Source organism: Cytobacillus sp. FSL H8-0458 (assembly GCF_038002165.1).
Classification (GTDB): domain Bacteria; phylum Bacillota; class Bacilli; order Bacillales; family Cytobacillaceae; genus Cytobacillus.
Genome location: NZ_JBBOBR010000001.1, coordinates 450,511 through 476,210, shown reverse-complemented (window position 1 = coordinate 476,210; position 25,700 = coordinate 450,511). Strand labels below are relative to the sequence as shown.

Sequence of the window (25,700 nt, the reverse complement as noted above, 5' to 3'; positions counted from 1 at the left end):
TATAATAAAATTCTAAATTCTCCATACACCTATTTTAGTATACAAAAGAGAAACAAGCAATGAACAATAAGAAACCGCTGACCCAAAGCAGGGCAGCGGTAATTTCACTTATTAATAAATAGATGTATTTTCTTTAGATGTGTTCTCCAGTATTTCCTTTACGCGCTGCAGGAAGCGTCCGCATACCAGGCCGTCAAGCACACGGTGATCAAGTGACATGCAAAGGTTAACCATATCACGGACAGCAATCATGCCATTGTTCATGACAACAGGACGTTTCACAATTGATTCAACCTGAAGAATTGCAGCCTGCGGATAATTGATAATGCCCATAGACTGTACGGAACCAAATGATCCGGTATTATTCACAGTGAAAGTTCCACCCTGCATTTCAGCAGATGTCAGTTTTCCTGTACGCACCTTTAAGGCAAGATCATTAATTTCACGGCCAATACCTTTAATCGTCTTTTCATCAGCCGCTTTGATGACCGGAACGAATAACGCGTCATCTGTTGCTACTGCAATGGAAATATTGATATCCTTCTTCTGGATGATCTTATCTCCTGCCCACATGGAATTAATCTGCGGAAATTCCTTAAGGGCCTGTGCAACTGCTTTTACGAAGAAAGCAAAGAATGTAAGGTTAAAGCCCTCTTTTTGCTTAAACTCCCCTTTAATGCTGTTGCGGTATTCAACAAGATTTGTAACATCCACTTCCATCATTGTCCAGGCATGAGGTGCTTCATGTTTGCTGCGGAGCATATTGGCAGCAATCGCCTTTCGCACTCCGGTAACAGGGATTTCAACATCACCTGGCATTACCGGTACATTAGGTGCTGTCGCTGCCTGTTTGGATGCTGCTGGCTGGGAAGCTGCTGGAGCCGGTGCTGGCGCTTCTGTCTTTTCCGGTGCGGCAGCAGCTGCTGCTGCTGTCGGAATATCTCCAGACTCAATGATTTTCATTAGATCTTTACGGGTGATGCGTCCGCCGCCGCCTGTACCCGCTACTTGGTTCAAGTCGATGCCATGCTCTTGAGAAAGCTTTAAAACTGCTGGTGAATAGCGGACTCCTTTTGGGGCATCTGCTGCTTTAACAGGTGCCGCGGGTGCAGAAGGCGCCGAGGCTGAAGATGCAGCAGGAGTCTTTTCCTCTGCTTTCGTCTCTGCTGGAGCATCCTGAGCAGCTTCACTGCCGCCTTCAGTTTCAATAGTCAAAATCACCTGGCCTACTTCATACGTTTCGCCTTCTTCTGCGATCAATTCTTTGATTACACCAGAGAAAGAGGACGGTACCTCTGCGTTTACTTTGTCAGTCATTACTTCAGCAAGCGGGTCATACTTATTTACTTTATCTCCAACGGAAACCAGCCATTTGCTGATAGTCCCTTCTGTAACACTTTCCCCAAGCTGGGGCATTTTTATTTGTTCAATAGCCACCTGAGTAACCTCCTTCTAGCTGCCCGCACTATGCGGGTCATGCAGCAGGTGCAGCTGATCCGGAATGGAGTTCAGCCTGAGTGCCGCACCATCTGCGAGCTTTCCCTTTTTATTAACTAATTTGCCATTATTAAAATTCAGCCAATTCACGCATTGCTTTTTCTACTTTATCAGGGTTGACCATAAAGTATTTTTCCATAGTCGGAGCATAAGGCATCGCCGGTACATCAGGGCCGGCAAGGCGTTTGATAGGTGCATCCAGCTCAAACAGGCAGTTCTCTGCAATAATGGCAGCTACTTCGCCCATGATACTTCCTTCTTTATTATCCTCAGTAAGAAGTAGTACTTTTCCTGTTTTAGATGCAGCTTCAATAATTGCTTCCTTATCTAACGGATAAACCGTTCTTAAATCCAGGATGTGCGCTGAAATGCCGTCTTTAGCAAGTCTTTCAGCAGCCTGAAGAGCAAAATGGACGCATAGGCCATAAGTGATGACCGTGATATCTTCACCTTCGCGTTTTACATCCGCTTTTCCGATTGGCAGCACATAATCATCATCAGGAACCTCACCTTTAATCAGGCGATATGCACGCTTATGTTCAAAAAACAGCACCGGATCCTCATCACGGATTGCTGCTTTCAATAAACCCTTAACATCATAAGGGGTAGAAGGCATAACAATCTTAAGTCCCGGCTGATTAGCAAATACAGCTTCGACAGACTGGGAATGATAAAGTGCTCCATGAACACCGCCGCCATATGGTGCACGTACTACAATCGGACAGCTCCAGTCATTATTTGAACGATAGCGGATGCGTGCCGCTTCTGAAATAATCTGGTTAACAGCCGGCATAATGAAGTCGGCAAATTGCATTTCTGCAATTGGACGCATTCCATACATTGCTGCACCGATTCCAACCCCTGCAATCGCTGATTCAGCAAGCGGAGTATCAATTACGCGGTCTTCCCCAAATTTGTCATATAGTCCTTGTGTCGCTTTAAATACGCCACCTTTTTTACCTACGTCTTCACCTAAAACAAATACCTTTGGATCTCTTTCCATTTCCTCGCGGATTGCCATAGTCACCGCATCGATATAAGAAATTACAGCCATATTCTCTCCCCCTTACTGTTCAGCATATACATGCTTTAAAGCAGATTCCGCTTCTGCATATGGAGCATTTTCAGCATAATCAGTTGCTTCGTTTACCAGTTTCATAACCCGGTCATTGATTTCCTTTTCAATCGCATCGTCCATAACGCCATTTTCTTTCAGGTAGGCGCCAAAAGTAATAATCGGATCTTTTGTTTTTGCTTCAGCCACTTCATCAGGAGCACGGTAGCTTCGGTCATCATCATCAGATGAGTGTGGTGTTAAACGGTATGAAACGGTTTCGACTAATGTCGGACCTTCTCCGCGGCGGCCTCTGTCTGCTGCTTCTTTCACAGCTTTATAAACTTCAAGCGGATCGTTTCCGTCAACTGTTATACCTGGCATACCATAGCCAATAGCTCTGTCAGACACATTTTCGCAAGCAAGCTGCTTTTCAATCGGAACAGAGATTGCATATTTATTATTTTCACACATAAAGATTACAGGAAGCTTATGAACACCTGCAAAGTTCGCACCTTCATGGAAATCTCCCTGGTTTGAAGAACCTTCACCAAATGTTACAAAAGTTACCAGGTCCTTTCCTTCAAGCTTTCCGGCGAGAGCTACACCAACAGCATGGGGCACCTGTGTAGTAACAGGAGAAGATCCTGTCACGATCCGGTTTTTCTTTTGGCCGAAGTGTCCAGGCATTTGGCGTCCGCCTGAGTTTGGATCCTCAGCTTTAGCAAACCCTGACAGCATTAATTCCCTTGCGGTCATGCCAAATGTCAGAACAACACCCATGTCACGATAATATGGAAGAACATAGTCCTTCTCGCGATCAAGAGCAAACGCGGCACCTACCTGTGCAGCTTCCTGCCCCTGGCATGAAATAACGAACGGAATTTTCCCAGCACGGTTCAAAAGCCACATGCGCTCATCAAGACGGCGGGCTAATAGCATCGTCTCATATATTTCAAGAACTTTCTCATCACTTAAACCTAAATCTTTATGACGGTTTTCAGCCATTTATACAACCTCCTAAGCTAATATGTATCAGCCCGGGCTCCAATTTGAGACCTGGACTTATTTTATTTAATCGGATTTTTATCCGTGAATTGCTTTTCCATCTACAGCAAGGGCAGCTTCACCGATTGCTTCAGATAACGTCGGATGCGGATGGATAGTATGTGCTACTTCCCATGGAGTTGCATCAAGAACACGTGCAAGGCCTGCTTCTGAAATCATATCTGTTACGTGCGGGCCGATCATATGGACACCAAGAATATCATCGGTATCTTTATCTGCCACAATTTTTACAAATCCGTCGGATTCGCCAAATACTAGTGCCTTTCCGATTGCCCGGAATGAAAATTTGCCAGTTTTCACATCATGGCCTTTTTCCTTTGCTTCATCCTCTGTTAATCCTACACTTGCTGCTTCCGGTGAGCTGTAAATGCATTTAGAAACCAGGCTGTAGTCAATTGAAGAAGGATTCTGGCCTGCAATGTGCTCCACTGCAACAATTCCCTCATGAGAAGCAACATGTGCCAGCTGAAGTCCGCCAATGACATCGCCAATCGCATAGATATGAGATTCCTTTGTCTGGAAGTATTCATTTGCGGCAATAAATCCCTTTTCAATTTGAATATCCGTATTTTCAATGCCAATGCCTTCTGTATTTGCCTGACGGCCCACAGAAACAAGCAATTTCTCAGCGGAAAATTCCTTTTGGGAACCTTTCACTTCAGCTGAAATAGTTACTCCTTCACCTTTCTGGAGGGTTTCAGGAAGAACCTTTGCTCCAGTAACAATTTTGACTCCTTTTTTCTTCATAAGGCGCTGCATTTCTTTTGATATTTCTTTGTCTTCTGTAGGAATAATACGGTCTGCATATTCAATTACTGTTACATCAGCACCAAAGTCTGATAACATGGATGCCCATTCGATGCCGATGACTCCACCGCCAACAATGATAATGGAGCTTGGGACTTCTTCCAAAGCTAAAGCCTCATCCGAAGTCATGACAAGTTGTCCGTCAATGTCCAGTCCCGGCAGGGTGCGGGGGCGAGATCCAGTTGCTACAATAACATTTTTAGGGATCAGCATTTCATTTTCGTCCCCATTGTTCATTTCAACAGAAATTGTCCCTGGCATTGGAGAGAAAATAGAAGGTCCAAGAATGCGGCCTGTTCCTTCAAAAACATCAATCTTTCCTTGCTTCATCAAGTGCTGAACACCTTTATGAAGCTGATCAACGATTTTGTTTTTTCGTTCCTGTACCTTACCAAAATTGATTGATACGTCGCTTGTCATTACGCCAAAATCTTCACTGTGCTTTGCAGTTGCAAACACTTCAGCACTTCTTAATAACGCCTTGCTTGGTATGCAGCCTTTATGAAGGCAAGTCCCTCCAAGTTTTCCTTTTTCAACGATTGCCGTTTTTAAACCAAGCTGTGAAGCACGGATGGCTGCTACATAACCGCCTGTGCCTCCGCCTAAAATCACCAAATCATATTCCTGTGCCAAGTTGCTTCCCCCTTCTATTTCAATGCTGCTTTCCCAGCTGTTTTTCCAGGATATTCTTTTTCAGTCTCTTCACCGCGCAGGACGCGAAGTGCACCTTCCGCCAATGCCTGAAGCTCATTTTCACCAGGCTGGACGATGACATCTGCTATCCAGCTAATCCGCTCACTGATTTCTTTTACAAAGCCCTTGCCATAGGCAAGACCACCCGTAAGGATAATTGCATCAACCTTTCCGCCAAGCACTGCACTGGCAGCCCCAATCTCCTTAGCCACCTGATAAGCCATTGCGGAGTAGACAAGCTTTGCTTTCTCATCTCCGTTTTCAATCATCTTTTCAACCTTTACTGCATCATTTGTTCCCAGGTAACCAACGAGACCGCCTTGTCCAACAAGTTTCTTCATTACTTCTTCACGATAAAAGCTTCCGGAGTAGCAAAGTCCCACCAAATCACCGGCAGGTACTGTACCTGCCCGTTCCGGACTGAACGGCCCATCTCCATGAAGTCCGTTATTAACATCCACTACTCTGCCTTTTTTATGAGCGCCAACAGTAATTCCTCCGCCCATATGTGTAACGATCAGGTTAAGCTCCTCATACTTTTTGCCGAGCTCCTTGGCCACTCTCCTGGCAACAGCTTTCTGATTCAAAGCATGGAAAATACTTTTTCTTTCAATCATTGAAAAGCCTGAAATACGGGCAATTGAGTCCAGTTCATCAACCACAACCGGATCAACAATGAAGGATTGAATATTTAAACCCGAAGCAATCTCATATGCCAGGATTCCGCCAAGGTTAGAAGCATGCTGACCAGCAAAACCTGCACGAAGATCCCCAAGCATTGCATCATTAACAGAATATGTGCCTCCTTCAATTGGGCGAAGCAGCCCGCCGCGGCCGCACACTGCACTTAATTTGGAAATATTGATTCCTTCATGATCCAGCGTCTCTAAAATGGTCTGCTTGCGGAATTCATACTGATCGATAATACTTTCATAAGAATTAATGACATCTGCATCATGGCGTAATGTCTTCTCCAGGACAGAGATCTCATTATCGAAAACTCCAATCTTAGTTGAAGTGGATCCCGGATTGATGACGAGAATTCGATGTTCTTGTTCTAGCACATTTAAACCTCCATATAGAGCGGAAATCTCCCTTGTAAAAGCATCTCTTACTCAAGGTACTTTATCTGCCGCTGCATTTTTTCTACTCTGCTTTTAAAGGCAAAGACGCTGAATTCATAATTCAGCGCTTTGCATATCAGGAAAGCCAGGCTAAATTCCTCTTCTTCCTAAAACCTATCTGCGGCTGAGGATATGATGGCCGTTTTGGAGGAATTGTCCGCGTGAATTACGCATTCTTTCAATTCTTTCCTCAACCATGCGGTCAGCCGCTTTATATGTCGGAATTCCATCCCTTTTAGCAATATCAATAACTTTTTCAATATTATTGTATACAGTTTCAACTTTCTTCATTGCACGTTCACGGTTGTATCCGTACAGCTCATCTGCAACATTGATAACTCCGCCTGCATTAATTACATAATCAGGTGCATAAACAATGCCCATTTCATGGATTAAATCACCATGGCGGGTTTCTTTAAGCTGATTGTTGGCAGCTCCAGCAATTACTTTTGCTTTCAGCTGCGGAATTGTATCATCATTAACCGTTGCACCTAACGCACATGGTGCATAAATATCACATTCAACGCCATAAATTTCATTTGGTTCAACTGCTTTAGCACCGAACTCTTCAACTGCACGCTGAACTGCTTCTTTATTAATATCTGTTACAATTAGCTGTGCACCTTCTTCATGCAGATGGCGGCAAAGATTGAACGCAACGTTTCCAACACCCTGAACGGCAATTGTTTTGCCTTCTAAAGAGTCAGTTCCGAATGCAGCCTTTGCTGCTGCCTTCATTCCTCTGTATACGCCATAAGCTGTAACTGGTGAAGGGTTGCCTGAAGAACCGAAGGCAGGTGAAATACCTGTTACATAATCTGTTTCCTCATGGATCAGATCCATATCAGCTACAGTAGTGCCTACGTCCTCTGCAGTAATGTAACGTCCATTTAATCCTTGGATATAACGTCCGAAAGCACGGAACATCTCTTCGTTTTTGTCTTTGCGCGGATCGCCGATAATAACTGTTTTACCGCCCCCAAGGTTTAAGCCTGCTGCTGCATTCTTATAAGTCATGCCGCGTGCAAGGCGCAATGCATCCTCAATAGCAGCCTCTTCAGATTCATAAGTCCACATGCGTGTTCCGCCAAGTGCAGGACCTAAAGTAGTGTCATGAATAGCAATAATAGCTTTTAAGCCTGATTGTTTATCCTGGCAAAACACCACTTGTTCGTAATCGTAAGTTTCTAAGTATTTGAAGATTTCCATGTTCTATTTCCTCCCCGGATTATAAAGAGTTTTTGTTCGTTTAATTAATATTTTTTATATAAAATGCTGAATATCAGCGCTATTACTTTGCTGAGCATATCGCTAATGCCAATGAATAAACCTTGCTTTCTGCCGAATCCGCCCTTGAAGTAAGAACGATTGGCGCTTTGGCCCCTGCGATAACGGCTCCTACTTTTGCTTTCGCAAAGTAGACAAGTGATTTATATAAAGCATTCCCAACTTCTATAGTCGGCACCAATAAAATATCTGCCTGTCCGGCAACTTTGCTTTTGATTCCCTTATGTTCAGCTGCTTCAAAAGAAATGGCATTGTCCAAAGCCAGAGGACCATCGACTATACAATCTTTAATCTGCCCTCTTTGGTTCATAAGAGTTAATGCTGCAGCATCCAAAGTTGCCTGCATAGCAGGGTTAACTGCCTCTATTGCAGCAATTGGAGCTGCGAGAGGTTTTTCAATCCCAATGCTTTTTGCAATATGAACTGCATTTTTCAGGATTTGTGCTTTTTGATTAAGATCAGGTGCAATATTCATAGCTGCATCCGTTACGATCGTAAACTTTTCAAAGCCTGGAACCTCGAAAACAGCCACATGTGATAAAACATTTCCTGTTCTTAAACCAAATTCTTTATTTAAGACAGCCTTTAAGATGCCTGCCGTCGGGATATTCCCCTTCATCAGCACATTGGCTTTCTGCTCTTTCACAGCCCTTACTGACAATTCAGCTGCATGCGCAGCCGATTCTGTATGAATGATTTCAACTTTAGGGCTTTCAGCTGCTTCGCTATGCTTCTCGTTCAGAATTTTGCGGATTTCCTTTTCATCCCCGAACAATAAAAAGCTTGCTAAGTTCAGCTTAATTGCTTCAGCAACTGCTTCCAGAACTTCTTCATCTTCCGCTGCAGCTACGGCTACCGTTTTCTCACCATATTGGGTTGCTTTCGTTAGAAGCGAATCCAATGTCATCTGTTCAACCCCCTTACATGAAAAGCGCAGGCGCCATGCCTTGCCCCCCGATACCAGTGGATAGGTTCAGGAACTTAAGAATAATAATCGACGCCTTTTTCTTGATGTTCTTCCGTTTATTATACTTGCAAGAAGTGTGCCAACTTTGAAACGCTGTGAAAACGCTTTATTCATTAAGCTAAAGCGCGCAGTTTATTGCATGGTATGAAATTTATTGCATGCCATCTTTTGCAATTTCGTATTTCTCCAATTTGTAGTAAAGATTCCTGACTGAGAGCCCAAGCATTTTTGCTGTCTTGGTTTTATTTCCATTCAGCTTTTGAAGAGTTTGCCTGATCACCCTTGCCTCATACTGCTCAACCATTTGCGTTAATGGTTTATTTTCGGCTTCTTCACTTACTTCAATATTGGGTGACGGATTATTGGCACCTAGATCCGGAATATGCCGTTCTTCTATTTTCGTTTCGCTGTAATTCATAAAAATGATGGCTCTGCCCAGGATATTATCGAGTTCCCTCACATTCCCCGGCCAATTATAGGCCATCAGCTTATCAACAGCTTGTTCTGTCACACCTTCTACATTCCGCCCATATTCCTGGTTTATCTTTTGAATAAGTCTGCTGCACAGCAAAGGAATATCTTCCTTCCTGCGTCTTAATGAAGGAATATGTATGGGCATTCTATTCAGCCTGTAGTATAAGTCTTCCCTAAAGGTGCCATCTGCAATTCCTTTTTCTAAATTGACATTGGTCGCGGCAATAATCCTAACATCAATTGAAATAGGCTTGGTCCCTCCCACTCTTGTAATTTCATGTTCCTGAAGGACCCTGAGAAGCTTCGCCTGAGTGTTAGCTGTCAGCTCGCCAATTTCATCCAGAAAAATACTGCCTTTATCAGCTTCCTCAAATAAACCCCTCTTGCCGCCTCTTTTTGCACCCGAGAATGCCCCCTCTTCATAACCGAATAATTCACTTTCCAAAAGAGATTCTGATAAAGCGGCACAATTTACCCTGATAAACTTGTTATATTTTCGGTCGCTTGCATTGTGTATAGCGTGGGCAAAAAGCTCTTTACCTGTCCCGGACTCTCCTCTCAGCAAAACTGTGGCAGGAGTTTTAGCTCCAAGTCTTGCCTGTTCGATTGCAATGGTCATCTCTTCAGATGTTCCGATTATATCCTCGAATGAATACTTCGCTTCCAATGTACGAATAATTTGTCTGGCCCGGTTTAATTCACGGTTCAGATTTTGAATTTCCGATACGTCGTGAATAACACCAACACTCCCTTTTAACTTTCCATCAACAATAACAGGCGCAACGTTTACAATTACATCCTTTCTCTTCGGTCCGACCCTCATGGCCACACCTCTCATCGCTCTTCGCGTTTGAAGGACCTTCATATGAACGCTTTCACCTTCTGATATATCTGCAGTGGCAGGCTTTCCGATTACTTTTTCTTCCGCCAGACCTGTAAGCCTGGAGTATGCCGGATTGATCAAAATCCCATTCCCATTTTCATCAACAACGGAGATGGCTTCCTCACTTGATTGAATAATTGCCTGAAGCATCGTCTGTATGTCTTTCAAATTCGTTATTTCTTCCGCAAGTGAAACAACTTCTGTAATATCCTTAAACACAGCAAAGGCACCCATTAATTCGCTATTTTCACCGAGCATAGGTATTCTTGTCGTAATAATTTTCAGGCCATTAGCCAAAGTCATTTCCTGATTCGCTTCAATTCTCCTTGTCGCCATAACTCTGGGAAGCATGCTGTCTGTAATGATTTCAATAATTTTTTTCCCTAAAGCATCTTTCCTCTTTATTCCTGTCATTCTCTCCGCACTTCGATTAAAGACTATAATTTCAGTGAGGTTATTTATTACAATCATTCCGTCATCTGTCGAATTAAAAATCAAGTCATGTTTATATGTTTCATTTCTGAATTTCGAAATCAGCTCTTCTTTTTCCTCAAGTAATTTCGCGATTAAAAAAGCTACACTTCCAGGTATTAGAACTGTATTTTTGCTTCTGGCTTCCCTGATGTCGATAAACACCTGCTCATTTCCGGTAACTTCAATAATGATGTCAATATCTTGTTCCATGAACTGTCGCCAATCAGCGCCGGTCGGGATGCCGCTTTCTTTGGCAAGCTGAAGTCCTTCGGCATCAGGGTCGGTATCCACCATGGCTTTTATATCCAGAACTGCCGTTTCTTTTATTATTTTAAGAATGGCGGTACCGCCTTTTCCTGCACCGACAATCATCACTGTTTGCATAGTTTTACCTGCTTCCCACTGAAAATTCTTGCACATTCTATAGAAATTCCTGCAATATTCTTCATGATTTATTTTAGCATAACATAGACACTTGACAAATTTCTTTAATGATTTATGATTTCGGTAGGCAACTCGATTTGAAGGGACTTTTTTTATGATTAGACTAATTGCTTTATTAATTTTACTCTTGCCGGGCATATTGGCTGTGTATGGGATAAAATTAATGAGAGATATGGTCTTTGGCATCCTGCAAAGCCCATTTCCATATTTATGGCTTCAATTTGTGTCAGGTTTCGTTTTCATGATCATAGGGCTTGGCTTTATCGCAGGGTTTATTCTTTATCGTGATCGAAAAAGAAACAAAGTTCAGGATCGTTTTAAATCTAAATAAGTTAGTGGGGGATAAAAGTGAAGCCGCTGCAGATATCACCTGAAACAGCATTAAAGCTTGCTGAAAAACTTAATCTTCCTCTTGAGCAAATCATGCACATGCCTCAGCATATTCTGATCCAAAAAATGATGGAGCTTGAGAAGGAAGAAAACAAATAAAGTAAAGGTTCAGTTTGAAGCATTCAAACTGAACCTTTTTATATCTTATTTCAGGAGAAAAAATAAAAAACGCCCCAAGAGGAGCGCAGCAAATTAAAAAAATTTTGTTATAAGTCCTTACCCTTTCAAGAAGCCTTATGCTCGAGGCGAAGCTTATCAGCGACCATGGCAATAAACTCGGAATTAGTCGGCTTTGCTTTGGTCATGCTGACAGTATACCCGAAAAGAGAGGAAATCGAATCTATATTGCCGCGGCTCCAAGCAACTTCAATCGCATGGCGGATCGCACGCTCAACCCGGCTTGCAGTCGTATTAAACTTTTTAGCAATATCAGGGTACAGCACTTTTGTAATGGAACCGAGAAGTTCAATATCATTGTACACCATTGAAATCGCTTCACGAAGATATAAGTATCCTTTAATATGGGCAGGAACGCCAATTTCATGGATGATACTGGTGATGCTGGCATCCAGGTTCTTGGGCTTTGCTTCTGCCTGAGGACGGTAAGATGGAGCGGGTTTGCGGAGAAATGAGTTGGATTTTCCGCTGACCTGACGAATATGGCTTGCCAGATTATCCATATCAAATGGTTTAAGAATGAAGTAAGAAGCTCCCAAATCCACTGCTTTTTTGGTGACATCCTCCTGGCCGAATGCAGTAAGCATAATTACATTGGGGAGTGCATTCAGATTTAATTCTCTCATTTTCTCGAGTACAGCAAGTCCATCCAAGTGAGGCATGATGATATCCAGCACAAGAACGTCAGGCTGTGTCTGCTCTAAAATGTCGAGGCAATCCTGTCCATTATGTGCCACACCCGCAACTTCCATATCCTCCTGAGAAGATATATATTCCTCTAAAAGCCCGACCAGTTCCCTATTATCATCCACAACACAAACTTTTATTTTCTTCACTTACTTTCCTCCTCGGCCCATTATGGTCTCTTTAATGAATGTTCATTTTGAACACGCTCTTTTTTTGATATCTATTTTCTATTCTAAATGAGAAATTCGACAATGCAACAAAAATTCCTCTACTTTTTTGAAATTTTCTTAAAAAACCAGCGAAATCTCATTTTTTCTTTTGTTTTCTCCTGTTTTCGACCAGTTTCGCCATACTCTTTGCAATTCGCGTATATTTGTCGAAAAATCTTTTAATATCGCCATTCTAACATAAAAAAAGAAAAAGACGGGATTTCCCCGTCTTTTTCTTTTCCATTCCCCGTATTAGGATGCTTTTTCTTCTGCTTTTTCATATATATTGATGCCTGCTTCATTTAGCATCCATTCGATATGAACACCATATCCTGAAGTAGGGTCATTTACAAATACGTGTGTTACGGCCCCAATAATCCTGCCATCCTGAATAATCGGGCTTCCGCTCATCCCCTGGACAATGCCGCCAGTCTTATCAAGGAGCTTCTGATCCGTAACTTTTATGACCATTCCTTTTGTTGCCGGAAACTTTTGCGGAATCGTGCTGACAATTTCAATATCAAACAATTGTACTTCATCATTGTCCACCACAGTCAGTATTTGAGCAGATCCCTCTTTCACCTGATGGGATAGTGCTATTGGCATGGGTTTGTCAAAGATCCCATTTTTCATATCCCGGTTTAATTCCCCAAAAATTCCGAAAGGACTGTTCCTGACAATATTCCCGATTATTTCTTTGTCTGAGGAAAATCGTGCAAGTTTTTCGCCTGGATTGCCATTGCTTCCTTTTTCAATGGAAGTAACAGTCGATCTGACAATTTGTCCGTCTTCAACCACAATAGGCTTTTTCGTATCCATGTCGGAAATAACATGACCGAGTGCTCCATACTTTTTCGATTCCGGGTGATAGAAAGTCATCGTCCCAATGCCTGCTGCTGAGTCACGTATATATAAACCAAGCTTATAGGTTTCTTCTCCGTTTTCTTTAAGAGGAGTCAGCTCCGTTTTCACCTTTCCGCTTTCACGGCTAACAATGATTTGGAGCGGGTTGCCGCTTTTGCCTGCTTCTTGAACAAAGGGGGCAACATCTGACATCTTTTCAATTTTCTTGCCATTGATTTCTGTAATGATATCTCCGATTTTTATCCCGGCCGTTTCGCCTGGCGATGCTTTTCCTTCAGCAGTATTAACCTGATGGTGCCCAACTACTAACACGCCCACTGTATTTAATTTAACCCCGATTGATTGGCCTCCTGGAATTACTTTAAAATCTTTTAAGACATTAACATCAACCTTCTTTATCGGAAAACCTGCCAGTTCGAGAAGCATTTCATTTTTCCCATTTTCTTTTGCTGATAGCGAAATTGAATGGTTATCTTCTTTAAGTGCAACACTTGTATTATCTATGGACAGCCCGGCCGACACTGTTTCTGCCTTTGCAATATCCAGCTGCTGTCCTTCAAAAAGGGTAATATTTGCAGGTATTTGCAAATATTCCTGAACAGGCTTGGAAAAACCTAAAGCAATTAATGAAACAAGGAGAATTCCACCAATTATTTTGCGCAAAACATCATATGTCAAATTTTTCACTCTCCTCGCTTCTAGTCCATCACGTCAAATGGCTACATCTTTAATTTTGCCTGCATCGAAGGCATTTATAACTGCCAGTGACATAAAAAAAGCTATCCTGCTTTGGATAGCTTTTCAAGGTATTAGATCTGGCTGCGCAGCTGAAAGGTACAGACCTGATAATAGATCATAATCATTTCAGCTGTTTAGCCATATGAAGCAGCTCTTTTGCATGCTCTTTTGTCAAATCGGTAATTTCCACTCCAGAAATCATACGGCTGATTTCTTTTATCTTTTCTTCCTCATTCAGCGGCTTCACTGTAGTTTTGGTCCGCCCTTCATTCGTGTTTTTAGCAATAAATAAATGAGTATCTGCAATCGCTGCAACCTGTGGCAGGTGAGAGATGCACAGCACCTGTGAATCCACGGAAACATGATGAATCTTTTCCGCGATAGCTTGTGCCACTCTTCCGCTCACGCCTGTGTCCACTTCATCGAAGATAATACTTGTAACACCCTGATGTTTTGAAAAAATGCTCTTTAATGCAAGCATGATTCGGGATAATTCCCCTCCCGATGCAATCTTAGACAGAGGCTTGAGCGGTTCTCCCGGATTGGTGGAAATATAGAACTCCGCTCTGTCAATTCCATTTTTAAAAAGGACTTCGGGATCAGAAAAGAACCTTACTTCAAAAACTGTTTTTTCCATGTATAATTCCTTAAGCTCTTTATGAATTAACTTCGTAAGCTTTAGGGCAGATTTTTTCCGCAGCTTGCTCAGTTCTTCCCCTTCAACCATAAGGTCTTTTTTCAGGGCAGCAACTTCTTTTTGCAGCTTATCAATATGGGTTTCTTTATTTTGCAGGGTTTCAATTTCTTCTTCTATTTTTGCTGCATATTCCAGCACTTCTTCAACCGTTTTTCCATATTTTCTTTTTAGCCCGCTTATTTCATTCAGTCTGTTTTCGATCTCATTAAGCCTTTGGGGATCATATTCCATAAAGTCCATTTCATTGCGGAGGGAACTGGCCGCATCTTCAAGCAAATAGAAGCTGTTTGCCACATTTTCCGCTATTTCTTTATATGATGGGTCCAATTCCGCGGCATCATTCATATACCCCATAACCATCCCAATCCAATCGAGCCCTTTTTGCTCTCCTTGAAGAGCATTATAGCCCGACTGAACAGAATCAAAAATACGTTCAAAGTTGGATAGCTTTCTCTTTTCTTCAATCAGATCCTCATCTTCATTCAATTTCAGCTGTGCTGACTGGATTTCATCAAGCTGAAATTGGATTAAATCAAGCCGGTGCGCCATTTGCTGTTCATTCTCACTTAAATTCTTAAGCTTTTTCAAAGTGCTTTCATATAACCTGTAGATATCCTGATATTCAGAAAGGGAAGCAGAAATTTTCATTCCTCCAAACTGATCGAGGAGAGGAAGATGCAAGGTTTCATTCATTAATTCCTGATGTTCGTGCTGACCGTGTATATCAATAAGTGAACTTCCGATTTCCCTCAAAGCAGAAATAGTGACCAGTTTTCCATTCACTCTGCAGATGCTTTTTCCTGTCTTTGATATATCCCTGCGGAGAACAATCATCCCATCTTCAATCTCTATCCCAAATTCTGCAGATCGTTTATAGCAAGGGTGCTTAGGATCATCAAGAATAAAAAGCCCCTCTAATTCAGCCTTATCTTCACCATGCCGGACAAACTCTGCAGATCCCCTGCCTCCAGCCAGCAAGTGAATGGCATCAATAATAATGGACTTCCCCGCCCCTGTTTCACCAGTTAAAACAGTTAAGCCCTTTTCAAATGAGACAGAAAGGGCTTCGATTATAGCAAAGTTTCGTATCGTTATTTCATTTAACAAGCTTATCACCTCATTAGAAAAAGCAGAAGCGCCTTGCCAGCCACAACACCTCGAGGGGAGCAGGCGCGTCTTGAGCTATAAAATTATCTACAGCATTTCAAGAAAACGGTTTGAAATGGCTTCTGTGTCTTCAGGGGTTTTGCATATAATCAGGCATGTGTCATCCCCGCAGATTGTCCCCAGGATCTCTTCCCAGTCAAGGTTATCTATAAGTGCGCCTATAGCCATGGCATTGCCTGGAAGAGTCTTCATTACAAGGAGATGTCCTGCAGTATCCACTCTAACAAAGGCATCCATTAAATTTCTTTTAAGCTTTTGCAGCGGATTGAAACGCTGATCCGCTGGAAGACTGTATTTATATCTTCCGTCCATTAAAGGAACTTTTACCAAGTGAAGCTCTTTTATATCTCTTGAGACTGTCGCCTGGGTAACATTAAACCCTGCGTTTTTCAATTCATCCACCAGGTCATCCTGTGTTTCGATATCGTTGTTAGTAATAATTTCGCGTATCTTAATATGTCTTTGCCCTTTATTCATTTTTTCACCTCTATAATCAGCCGCTTGACAGCAGGCAGAAAAAAATTAATTTATAGTGTTGTTTGTACTATAATGTTAGCTGATTTTCTCAATAAAGTACAATTTTCCCGTATATATTATTATAATTCGTCCTAACTCGACAAATTCCTTTAAAAAAAGGAACAGGCATCAGCCTATTCCTCTTCTTTCACCTGCTTCGTTTTCAATTCGGCATGGGCTTCTTTTACTACCTCAACAGTCTGGGCTTTAAAGAGGTTTTCTCCTTCTTCTTTCCTGCCGGACCAATACAGATGGAGGAGAAATTCTATGTTGCCGTCACCGCCGGTAATGGGTGAATAGGAAACGTCTTTGACATCATAGCCAAGACCCAAAGCAAATTCGATAATTTTACCAAGGACGGCTTCATGTATTTTAGGATCTCTGACAATTCCTTTTTTTCCAACCTGCTCCCGTCCTGCTTCAAATTGCGGTTTCACTAAAGCCACTGTGTCACTGCCAGGAACCAGCAGTGTTTTTAATACCGGCAATATGAGCTTTAGAGAGATGAACGAAACATCAATGGAAGCAAAATCAGGCATACCGGCTGAAAGGTCTGCTGGAGTTACATACCTGAAATTCGTCCTTTCCATGACAACAACCCGTTCATCCTGCCTTAATTTCCAGGCAAGCTGATTATATCCGACATCCAAAGCATAGGACATTTTGGCGCCATTCTGCAGAGCACAATCAGTAAATCCGCCGGTTGAGGAACCAATGTCAAGGAGGATCTTGCCTTCGATCTCTAAATCAAAAACCTTCAGAGCTTTCTCAAGCTTTAAGCCTCCGCGGCTGACATAGGGCATAACCTTTCCCTTAATGGTCAGCGGAATATCTTCACTAACCTTCTCACCCGGCTTATCCAGCCTGCTTTCATTGCTGAACACCAAACCGGCCATAACGGCCCTTTTCGCTTTTTCTCTCGTTTCAGCAAGACCTCTTTCAACTAATAAAACGTCTAATCGTTCTTTCTTTGTTTTCATGTGTTAAGCCCTTTTTTGTTTTTTTCTTGCCAGTTTTCCCATTCTTTCCACAACATCGTCTACAGTCATCCCGATTTCTTCCAATAGTTCATTTACACTGCCATGCTCAATAAATGTATCAGGTATCCCCATTCGGTCTATTTCGGAATGATGGAAGCCATGCTCGTGTGCATATTCAAGTACTGCACTTCCAAAGCCCCCCTGCAGAACAGCTTCTTCTATCGTAAGAATAGGCATATTCGCTGCGAACAATTCATGCAGCATCTTTTCATCAAATGGCTTAATAAACCTTGCATTAATGACTTTGATGTAGTGTCCTTGTTTTTCCAGAAGCTGGGCTGCCTTCAATGCCATTGGAATCGTTGTCCCAAAAGTTAATATTGCTCCGTCGCTGCCATCGCGCAGAACTTCCCATGTTCCAATTGGAATAGTCTTAAGTTCCGGGTCCATAGGCACCCCGATGCCATTTCCGCGCGGGAACCGCATGGCGATTGGGCCATCGTTATATTCAATGGCTGTTTTCACCATATGCTGGCCTTCATTTTCATCCTTTGGCATCATCAAAACCATATTCGGCAAATGCCTTAAAAATGCGATATCGAATACACCCTGATGCGTTTCCCCATCTGCACCAACAAGTCCTGCCCGGTCGATTCCAATAAATACATTCAAGTTCTGGCGTGCAATATCGTGTACGACCTGATCATAAGCACGCTGCAGGAAAGTAGAATAAATCGCAAGGAACGGCTTCATGTTTTGCGTTGCCAGGCCTGCAGCTACTGTTGCTGCATGCTGTTCAGCAATACCCACATCATACATCCGATCCGGAAATTCACTTGCAAAGCCTTCAAGCTTGGAACCAACAGGCATTGCTGGAGTGATTGCAACAATTCTTTCATCTTGTCTCGCAAGTTCCCTGACGGTTTCTGACACAAGCTTGCTCCATGCAGGCGGCGCAGCTGCAGGTTTCACAAAGTCCCCTGTTTCCGTTTTGTAAGGGCCTGTACCGTGCCAAGTGCCTATCCTGTCGTTTTCTGCAGGATGATAGCCTTTCCCTTTTTTCGTTATAACATGGAGAAGCACCGGGCCTTCTGTTTTCTTAGCATAAGCAAGGTTCTCAAATAAAGCTTCATAATTATGCCCATCGACAGGCCCCAAATAGGTAAAGCCTAATTCCTCGAAGAACATGCCTGACACAAACAGATACTTTAGGCTGTCTTTCAGTCTTTCAGCAGTTGAGGCCAATTTGCCGCCGACTGCCGGAACCTTTTTTAATAAGTATTCAAGTTCATCTTTTACCCAATTATATTTGCCTGCAGTCCTTAACCTTCCAAGTACATTGTGCAGGGCACCTACATTAGGGGCAATCGACATTTCATTATCATTTAATATGACGATCATATCTTTTTTTTCATGGCCGATATGATTTAAGGCTTCTAAAGCCATTCCGCCTGTTAAGGCACCATCCCCAATAACGGGAATGACATAATTGCTTTCTTTTTTCAAGTCTCTTGCAATGGCCATGCCCATCGCGGCAGATAAAGAAGTAGAGCTATGGCCCGTTTCCCATACATCATGCTCACTTTCAATCATCTTTGGAAAACCGCAAAGACCTTTATATTGCCTAAGAGTATCGAATTGGCACGCACGGCCTGTAAGGATTTTATGGACGTATGATTGATGTCCGACATCCCAGATAATCTTATCTTTTGGACTGTCAAAACATTTATGCAATGCAACAGTCAGCTCAACAACTCCAAGATTAGGGCCAATATGTCCCCCTGTGCCTGATAGCTTTTCAATCAGGAAAGTGCGGATATCCTGACTGAGACTTTCCAATTCTTTATTCGAGAGCCCTTTTAAAAAGGAAGGGTCTTTAATTGATAACAGATCCATACTGCGGACCACTCACTTTCGTTTCTTATTCGTCCGTTTTTTACGTATATTTTGGCAATCATGTTTATAACAAATCAAAGCCTGTTTTTTACGGCGTCCAGCCTGTCTAAAAGATAATATCTTAAGATTACCTTATTACAGGAGATTTTCCAAATGCTTTTCATTTTAAACAGTCTCTCACTCCGGCCAGTCTTTCTTGTGAAAGATTCCCGGCAGCAATTCCTATCATACCAAAATATATACATTAAAGACCATCATTTTATTAAACAGCAAATGCCGCTGGTACAAATAGTACAGCGGCACGACCATCGTTTCTTCATTCATTTTGTTTATTTTCTTATAAATTGATGTTATTGCCTATCAATGTTGTCCGTTGATCTCCGCTCCAGGATGCTCGCTTTCCGCAGGCGGTAAGCCTCCTCGACGCTCCGCGTCTGCGGGGTCTCCCCTGTCCCGCTACTCCCGCAGGAGTCTCGCACCTTCCGCTCCAATCAACTCAGTAAATAATATATAATAAGCAACAAACCTTGCGAAAACAGCCTTCATTTTATACCATAATTCATTTCGATGTGAGTATTTAATATAGAAATTAGTGGTCCCTGTTTGCAATTAGATCTGTTATTTCTTCGAGCAGCTCTGTTTGAAGGCCTGTTTCCTTCAGCTTCTCTTTTGCAGACCTGATATGGTATTCGAGCGCCTCTTTCGCGCCATTCATTGTAAGAAGAGCTGGATAAGTGCTTTTATTTTTTGATTCATCACTGCCAACAGGCTTCCCGATTATCTCTTCTGTCCCTTCGAGGTCGAGAATATCATCCCTGATTTGAAAAGCCAGCCCCAGATGATAGGCAAAATGGGATAGTGCCTGAATCGTCTCTTCATTGGCATTTGCCAAAACAGCACCTGAAACCACACTGCATTCAAGCAATTTGCCGGTCTTATGCACGTGAATATACTCCAGGTCCTCTAAGTCCAGCTGTTTGCCCTCTCCTTTAATGTCTGCCGCCTGGCCTCCAACCATCCCTTCAGCACCGGCAGCTTTTGAAAGCACTTTAATTAAAGACAGCTTGGTTTCGGCTGAAGCGAATTCGTCTGGGGTTTCCGCAATGGTCTGGAAGCTATATGTGAGCAAGGCATCGCCTGCCAGGATGGCAAAAGCTTCCCCATATACTTTATGGTTAGTCGGTTTACCTCTTCTTAAATCGTCATTATCCATGCTAGGCAGGTCATCGTGAATGAGCGAATAGGTATGGATCATTTCGATCGCCGCTGCAGTCCATACCCCTTTTGCCGTATCTTCGCCAAAAGCAGCCAATGTGGCAAATAACAGCATTGGCCTTATCCGCTTTCCTCCGGCTTCAAGTGAATAATTCATCGATTCCTTGATTTCAGGTGGGGCATTCAATTTATGTACATATTCCTTTAAATGGATTTCCAGTTTTCTCTTATGCAATTCAGAGAAAGAACTTAAGGATTGCTGCTGCAAGATTATTCCTCCTCCGGAATGGCGAAGTTCGTTTTCCGGCCATCTTCCGTCAGTATTTCAGTAAGCTGTGATTCCACATTTTTAAGCTTATCATGGCATAATTTTGAAAGCTCCATGCCCTTTTTATAAATATTAAAAGCCTCCTCAAGAGGAACATCGCCCTCTTCAAGCTTTTCCACAATCACTTCAAGTTCTTCCATCGCTTGCTCAAATGAAAGCTGCTTTTCATCCGCCATGCCATTCACTCCTCAATATCCGTTACCCTGCATTCAATAGTTCCATCAGATACCTTCAATTTTAACATATCATCCACTTTAACCTGAGACACAGCCTTAATTAGGGATCCCTTTTCCGTATAAGCAAGGCTATAGCCTCTATCCATAATCTTTAGAGGACTGAGCGCCTCAAGGGTTGAAATGACCCTCGCAAAATCCTTTTCCTTTGCAGCAAGGGTATTTGCCATTGTGTTGTTTAAAAGCTTATGCAGCCGATCATGTTTTTCTTTTGCCTGATTCCTCAGCTGACCAGGATGACTTCGAACCAGCCTTTTTTGCAGGATATCAGCCTGTTCCTGCTTTAAATCATGCAGCCTTTTTGCCCCCCGCAACAACTGTTCGGTGACTTTATCGAGCTGTTCCAGTTTTTGTTCATACAATTTTTTGGGGTACCTGAAAGCATAGGATTTCTGTACCCTTAGAAGTCTTTCATTTTTCAGTGCAATTTGTTCCTTCATCGCTCTAATCAGCCTTGATTGCCTGTTATAAAGTCTTTCTGTCAGGTCATCAATATGCGGGACAGCCAATTCAGCAGCTCCCGTTGGGGTAGGAGCCCTTAAATCTGCAACAAAATCCGCTATTGTAAAATCTGTTTCATGGCCGACAGCTGAAATTACAGGTATTTCCGACTTAAATATGGCCCTTGCCACAGCTTCTTCATTAAAGGCCCAAAGCTCTTCAATGGAACCTCCGCCCCTGCCGATAATTAATACATCCGCTTCCTTGGAGGTATTAGCTTCCTTTAACGCTTTCACAATGGATGGAGCTGCCTGGTTACCCTGGACAAGCGCAGGGTATATAAGTATGTTCGCGATTGGATAGCGCCTTTTGAGCGTTGTCAAAATATCTCTGATTGCAGCACCCGTAGGGGATGTGATAACAGCAACCGTACGTGGATAACGAGGGATATTTTTTTTATATGCAGACGAAAAGTATCCTTCCTTCTCCAGTTTTTCTTTAAGCTGCTCGTATGCAAGATAAAGCTCACCAACCCCGTCCGGCTGCATTTCCTGTACATACATTTGATATTGCCCGCTGGATTCATAAACGGAAATCGCTCCGCGGACTAATACTTTCATGCCGTTCTCTGGCCTGAATTTCATGGATCTCGCATTTCCTGCAAACATTACGGCTAAAATTCTGGCTTTCTCATCCTTTAAAGTGAAATACATATGGCCGCTTGAGTGCTGTTTAAAGTTTGAGATTTCTCCCTTAACCAAAATATTTTGCAAATGAGGGTCGGCGTCAAATTTTCTTTTTATGTATTTGGTCAGTGCGTAAACTGTCAGATACTGCTGTTCCTTCATAACAATCTCCTTTATGCAGAAGCTCCATTGCACCTCCTGCAAAGCAATAACGCAAAAAAACTGTCCTTCCATTCAGCCTATGACAGGCTTCCTAAATACAGGATAATGGAAATGGACAGATTTTGCATCTATGGCGGCCATGAATTTTAGATTTTGCTTATAGAATACTTTGCTGCCTTTAACGTGTTATGCATTAACATGGTAATCGTCATCGGTCCCACTCCGCCCGGAACAGGAGTAATATACCCTGCTTTGTGCTTAACTGTCTCGAAATCAACATCGCCGCAAAGCTTTCCTTCCGCATCTCGATTCATGCCCACATCAATCACGATTGAGCCCTTTTTAACATGGTCCCCCGTGATTAACTTGGCCTTACCTGCTGCTGCCACCAGAATATCTGCTCTCTTTGTGTATTCCTTTAGATCAGCTGTTTTCGAGTGACAGTAGGTAACTGTTGCATCTTTATTAAGAAACAGCTGCCCGGCAGGCTTCCCTACAATGTTGCTTCTGCCAATAACCACTACATGCTTTCCGGAAATGTCTGCCCCGATGCTTTCGAGCATTTCAATTATCCCTGCAGGTGTACATGGGATATAGGCATCCTGAGCTATCATCATCCTGCCGATATTTATGGGATGAAATCCATCCACATCTTTCTCAGGAGATATGGTCTCGATGATGACTTTTTCATTAATATGGCTTGGGAGCGGCAGCTGGACGAGGATTCCATGAATTGCATCACTTTTGTTTAACTCATTAATTTTTCTGATAAGCTCTTGTTCGCTGACGCTTTCGGGAAGTTCAATAAGCATAGAATACATGCCCAGCTTATTGCAGGTTTTCTGCTTGTTGTTCACATAGGTTCTGGATGCCTGATTATCTCCCGCTAAAATAACAGCCAAGCCTGGCGTGACTCCTTCTGCTTTCAGCTTTTGCACTTCAGCACCGATACGATCCTGTTTCTTTCTTGCAATTTCTTTTCCATCTATTAATTCTGCAGCCATTTGTATCCCCCTATCAGAAACTCGAAAGCGCCTTTGATAAGGACTGCCGGCTTGCTTGCATCTAGAAAGTGCCAGCATATCCAGTGTATGTTTTTTAAAGTTTTTCTTTTACCTTTGATAAAACACCATTAATAAACTTGCTTGACTGATCGTCGCCGTAAAGTTTGGCAATTTCAATTGCTTCATCAAGCACCACATTGGCTGGCACTTCCTCTGTTAAATACAGCAGCTCAAAAACAGATAATCGCAGAAGATTGCGGTCTACAGTGGCAAGTCTCTCCAGCGTCCATTTTTCAAGGAATCCTTTGATTTCACTATCAATTTCTTCTTTATGCTCCAGCACACCTGATACAAGTTTGCTTAGGTATTCATCGTTTTTTTCACCCTCTAAAACATGTTCGATGGCGGTCCCAGGTTCTGTCCCGCTAACATCAATTTGAAATAAAGCCTGCAATGCTTTTTCTCTGGCTGTTCTTCTCTTCATCTTTATAAAACTCCTTTATGGCTAGCATAGTAATTTTCATTTTTGAGCATTTGCACGTCCAAAAATTGCATAAGAAGATAATAGCATAAGTAAGGAATCTTCGCACTACACCAAGAGCATTATGTTTGGTCAGAAACATATGCAAGAAAACTTATAATATTAATTTTCCCTTTACAAACTCCTTTATAACGTTTTAAGGAGTGAATGATGAAGAGAATGAACCATAAGAAAAGCCAAAGACGAGTCTGATGTCTTTGGCTTGATGTGTATGGTTACATTTCCTGTTCGTATTCAACTTCATGCTTTTGGTTTTCAAACATGATTCCTACTACGTGAATGTTAACTTCCTGGGCGTCCAGGGCTGTCATATTCAGGAGGGCCTGCCGGATATTGTCCTGAATTTTTTGGGCAACGCTTGGGATTGACACGCCGAATTTCATCAGACAATATACATCGACTTTGATGCCTTCTTCTGTTAATTCAACTTTAACACCTTTGCCGTGGTTCTTTTTACCAAGCCTTTCAACTACTCCTGTAGCGAAGTTCCCGCGCATTTGCGCAACACCTTCTACTTCTGAAGCAGCAATGCCGGCAATTACCTCAATAACTTCCGGAGCAATTTCCACCTTGCCAAGACCTGAATTTTCAGGGCTCATTTCGAGAATATTATTTTCGTTCATCTTAGCACCTCCACAAGTCTTTAAGAATTCATTACATCATGCAATTCAAGAAATTTCGTATTAAACTGCCCTTCCACAAAATTTTCATGGCTTAAGAGCTTGAGATGGAACGGGATTGTTGTATGGACCCCTTCCACTACAAATTCGCTTAATGCTCTTTTCATTCTGGAAATGGCTTCTTCTCTAGTATTGCCATAAGTGATCACTTTTGCAATCATTGAATCGTAATATGGAGGAATCATATAGCCCGGGTATGCAGCAGAGTCGACTCGGACACCAAGTCCGCCAGGAGGCAGATACATATTGATCCTTCCTGCTGATGGCATAAAATTCTTCTCCGGGTTTTCCGCATTAATTCTGCATTCGATTGACCAGCCGTTAAATGTTACATCACTTTGTGTGAAATTAAGCTTTTCTCCTGAAGCAACCTTAATTTGCTCCTTGATTAGATCGACCCCTGTTACCATCTCTGTAACAGGATGCTCCACCTGAATACGTGTGTTCATTTCCATGAAATAAAACTTGCGATTTTTATAATCGTATATAAATTCTATCGTGCCAGCGCCTGTATAATCAACCGCTTTTGCAGCTTTTACAGCAGCATTTCCCATCTCTTCGCGTGTTTCACCGTCAAGTGCAGGTGAAGGCGTTTCCTCAAGCAGCTTTTGCAGACGTCTTTGAATGGAACAATCCCTTTCCCCGAGATGGACGGTGTTCCCGTAATTGTCTGCTAGAACCTGGATCTCAACATGACGGAAGTCCTCAATATATTTTTCGATGTAAACGCCAGGATTCCCGAATGCTGTCAGTGCTTCCTGCTGTGTGATCGTAATTCCTTTTATAAGCTCCTGCTCATTGCGCGCTACGCGGATCCCTTTCCCGCCTCCGCCCGCAGTCGCTTTAATAATGACCGGATATTCAATCTTTTCTGCCAGCTGAATAGCATCTTCAGCATCCTTAATGATTCCATTAGAGCCCGGAACAATCGGAACTCCTGCTTCCTTCATCGTTTCCCTTGCAATATCCTTTGTGCCCATTTTGCTGATGGCTTCAGGTGTAGGTCCTACAAAAATAATATTGCATTCTCTGCACAATTCGGCAAAGTCCGCATTCTCTGCAAGGAATCCATAACCTGGATGAATGGCGTCACAGCCAGTAAGCTTAGCGACACTTATTATATTTGTAAAATTTAAATAGCTGTCCTTTGAGGCTGTTGGACCAATGCAGTATGCCTCATCTGCCAGCTGAACATGGAGTGCTTCCCTGTCAGCTTCTGAAAAGACAGCAACAGATTCAATCCCCATTTCGCGGGCTGCCCTGATAATGCGGACAGCTATTTCTCCTCTGTTGGCAATCAAGAGTTTTTTAATCATT

The 25,700-nt window shown here is 42.6% G+C and carries 24 protein-coding genes; 2 read left to right on the top strand and 22 right to left on the bottom strand.

Translation table 11 applies throughout. The features are described from left to right. Positions 1-111: 111 nt before the first annotated feature. From NYE23_RS02335 to NYE23_RS02295, 9 genes are all read right to left on the bottom strand, one after another. A complete protein-coding gene (locus tag NYE23_RS02335) occupies positions 112-1,437 on the bottom strand; it encodes a dihydrolipoamide acetyltransferase family protein (protein WP_341075173.1) in 1,326 nt (441 codons plus the stop codon). A gap of 15 nt (positions 1,438-1,452) precedes the next feature. After that, positions 1,453-1,587, bottom strand: a complete 135-nt coding sequence (locus NYE23_RS02330; RefSeq protein WP_341075170.1) for a hypothetical protein — start codon at positions 1,585-1,587, stop codon at positions 1,453-1,455. After that, on the bottom strand, positions 1,568-2,551 hold the full coding sequence (locus NYE23_RS02325) for an alpha-ketoacid dehydrogenase subunit beta (RefSeq protein WP_035330022.1): 984 nt from the start codon (positions 2,549-2,551) through the stop codon (positions 1,568-1,570). The genes NYE23_RS02330 and NYE23_RS02325 overlap by 20 nt, the downstream gene beginning before the upstream one ends. Before the next feature lie 12 nt (positions 2,552-2,563). Further along, positions 2,564-3,559, bottom strand: a complete 996-nt coding sequence (locus NYE23_RS02320) for a thiamine pyrophosphate-dependent dehydrogenase E1 component subunit alpha (RefSeq protein ID WP_341075168.1) — start codon at positions 3,557-3,559, stop codon at positions 2,564-2,566. Positions 3,560-3,637: 78 nt separating this feature from the next. Beyond that, complete coding sequence (gene lpdA, locus NYE23_RS02315; protein ID WP_341075166.1) at positions 3,638-5,059, bottom strand: dihydrolipoyl dehydrogenase; 1,422 nt, start codon at positions 5,057-5,059, stop codon at positions 3,638-3,640. A gap of 14 nt (positions 5,060-5,073) precedes the next feature. Then, positions 5,074-6,183 carry a butyrate kinase gene (gene buk, locus NYE23_RS02310; RefSeq protein WP_341075164.1) on the bottom strand — a complete coding sequence of 370 codons (1,110 nt, stop codon included), beginning with the start codon at positions 6,181-6,183 and terminating at the stop codon, positions 5,074-5,076. A 174-nt stretch (positions 6,184-6,357) separates the two neighbouring features. Further along, on the bottom strand, positions 6,358-7,452 hold the full coding sequence (bcd, locus tag NYE23_RS02305) for a branched-chain amino acid dehydrogenase (RefSeq protein WP_048008219.1): 1,095 nt from the start codon (positions 7,450-7,452) through the stop codon (positions 6,358-6,360). A gap of 82 nt (positions 7,453-7,534) precedes the next feature. Then, positions 7,535-8,437 carry a phosphate butyryltransferase gene (yqiS, locus tag NYE23_RS02300; protein WP_341075160.1) on the bottom strand — a complete coding sequence of 301 codons (903 nt, stop codon included), beginning with the start codon at positions 8,435-8,437 and terminating at the stop codon, positions 7,535-7,537. 211 nt (positions 8,438-8,648) lie between these two features. Then, positions 8,649-10,712 carry a sigma 54-interacting transcriptional regulator gene (locus NYE23_RS02295; protein ID WP_341075158.1) on the bottom strand — a complete coding sequence of 688 codons (2,064 nt, stop codon included), beginning with the start codon at positions 10,710-10,712 and terminating at the stop codon, positions 8,649-8,651. A gap of 154 nt (positions 10,713-10,866) precedes the next feature. Here NYE23_RS02295 and NYE23_RS02290 point away from each other — a divergent pair, with 154 nt between their 5' ends. Both NYE23_RS02290 and NYE23_RS02285 read left to right on the top strand, forming a co-directional pair. Beyond that, on the top strand, positions 10,867-11,103 hold the full coding sequence (locus NYE23_RS02290) for a DUF2627 domain-containing protein (protein WP_341075157.1): 237 nt from the start codon (positions 10,867-10,869) through the stop codon (positions 11,101-11,103). A gap of 17 nt (positions 11,104-11,120) precedes the next feature. Then, positions 11,121-11,261 (top strand): YycC family protein, encoded by a 141-nt coding sequence (locus NYE23_RS02285; RefSeq protein ID WP_082138922.1) that lies wholly within the window; start codon positions 11,121-11,123, stop codon positions 11,259-11,261. A gap of 125 nt (positions 11,262-11,386) precedes the next feature. Here NYE23_RS02285 and spo0A read toward each other — a convergent pair whose 3' ends face one another. From spo0A to accC, 13 genes are all read right to left on the bottom strand, one after another. Then, positions 11,387-12,175: a sporulation transcription factor Spo0A gene (gene spo0A / locus NYE23_RS02280; RefSeq protein ID WP_035330013.1), complete on the bottom strand. Its 789-nt coding sequence runs from the start codon at positions 12,173-12,175 to the stop codon at positions 11,387-11,389. Positions 12,176-12,487: 312 nt separating this feature from the next. Next, entirely contained in the window at positions 12,488-13,777 is a 1,290-nt protein-coding gene (spoIVB, locus tag NYE23_RS02275) for a SpoIVB peptidase (protein ID WP_341075153.1), read from the bottom strand. A gap of 181 nt (positions 13,778-13,958) precedes the next feature. Further along, positions 13,959-15,641 (bottom strand): DNA repair protein RecN, encoded by a 1,683-nt coding sequence (gene recN, locus NYE23_RS02270; RefSeq protein ID WP_341075151.1) that lies wholly within the window; start codon positions 15,639-15,641, stop codon positions 13,959-13,961. Positions 15,642-15,728: 87 nt separating this feature from the next. Next, entirely contained in the window at positions 15,729-16,178 is a 450-nt protein-coding gene (gene ahrC, locus NYE23_RS02265) for a transcriptional regulator AhrC/ArgR (RefSeq protein WP_009332889.1), read from the bottom strand. Between the two features lie 173 nt (positions 16,179-16,351). Continuing rightward, positions 16,352-17,197, bottom strand: coding sequence for a TlyA family RNA methyltransferase (locus tag NYE23_RS02260; protein ID WP_341075149.1), 846 nt, complete (start codon positions 17,195-17,197; stop codon positions 16,352-16,354). A 3-nt stretch (positions 17,198-17,200) separates the two neighbouring features. Further along, positions 17,201-19,093, bottom strand: a complete 1,893-nt coding sequence (gene dxs, locus NYE23_RS02255; protein WP_341075147.1) for a 1-deoxy-D-xylulose-5-phosphate synthase — start codon at positions 19,091-19,093, stop codon at positions 17,201-17,203. Positions 19,094-19,682: 589 nt separating this feature from the next. Further along, positions 19,683-20,576: a polyprenyl synthetase family protein gene (locus NYE23_RS02250; RefSeq protein ID WP_341075145.1), complete on the bottom strand. Its 894-nt coding sequence runs from the start codon at positions 20,574-20,576 to the stop codon at positions 19,683-19,685. Between the two features lie 2 nt (positions 20,577-20,578). Further along, positions 20,579-20,812, bottom strand: coding sequence for an exodeoxyribonuclease VII small subunit (gene xseB, locus NYE23_RS02245; RefSeq protein WP_341075143.1), 234 nt, complete (start codon positions 20,810-20,812; stop codon positions 20,579-20,581). A 5-nt stretch (positions 20,813-20,817) separates the two neighbouring features. Continuing rightward, positions 20,818-22,158: an exodeoxyribonuclease VII large subunit gene (gene xseA, locus NYE23_RS02240; RefSeq protein ID WP_341075141.1), complete on the bottom strand. Its 1,341-nt coding sequence runs from the start codon at positions 22,156-22,158 to the stop codon at positions 20,818-20,820. A gap of 146 nt (positions 22,159-22,304) precedes the next feature. Then, the gene (folD, locus tag NYE23_RS02235; protein ID WP_341075138.1) at positions 22,305-23,162 is read right to left on the bottom strand and encodes a bifunctional methylenetetrahydrofolate dehydrogenase/methenyltetrahydrofolate cyclohydrolase FolD; all 858 of its coding nucleotides are present in this window, start codon (positions 23,160-23,162) and stop codon (positions 22,305-22,307) included. Between the two features lie 94 nt (positions 23,163-23,256). Next, on the bottom strand, positions 23,257-23,646 hold the full coding sequence (gene nusB, locus NYE23_RS02230) for a transcription antitermination factor NusB (RefSeq protein WP_341075137.1): 390 nt from the start codon (positions 23,644-23,646) through the stop codon (positions 23,257-23,259). A gap of 272 nt (positions 23,647-23,918) precedes the next feature. Next, positions 23,919-24,326, bottom strand: a complete 408-nt coding sequence (locus tag NYE23_RS02225) for an Asp23/Gls24 family envelope stress response protein (protein WP_035330002.1) — start codon at positions 24,324-24,326, stop codon at positions 23,919-23,921. Between the two features lie 20 nt (positions 24,327-24,346). Continuing rightward, positions 24,347-25,699 (bottom strand): acetyl-CoA carboxylase biotin carboxylase subunit, encoded by a 1,353-nt coding sequence (gene accC, locus NYE23_RS02220; protein WP_048008234.1) that lies wholly within the window; start codon positions 25,697-25,699, stop codon positions 24,347-24,349. Between the last annotated feature and the right edge of the window lies 1 nt (position 25,700).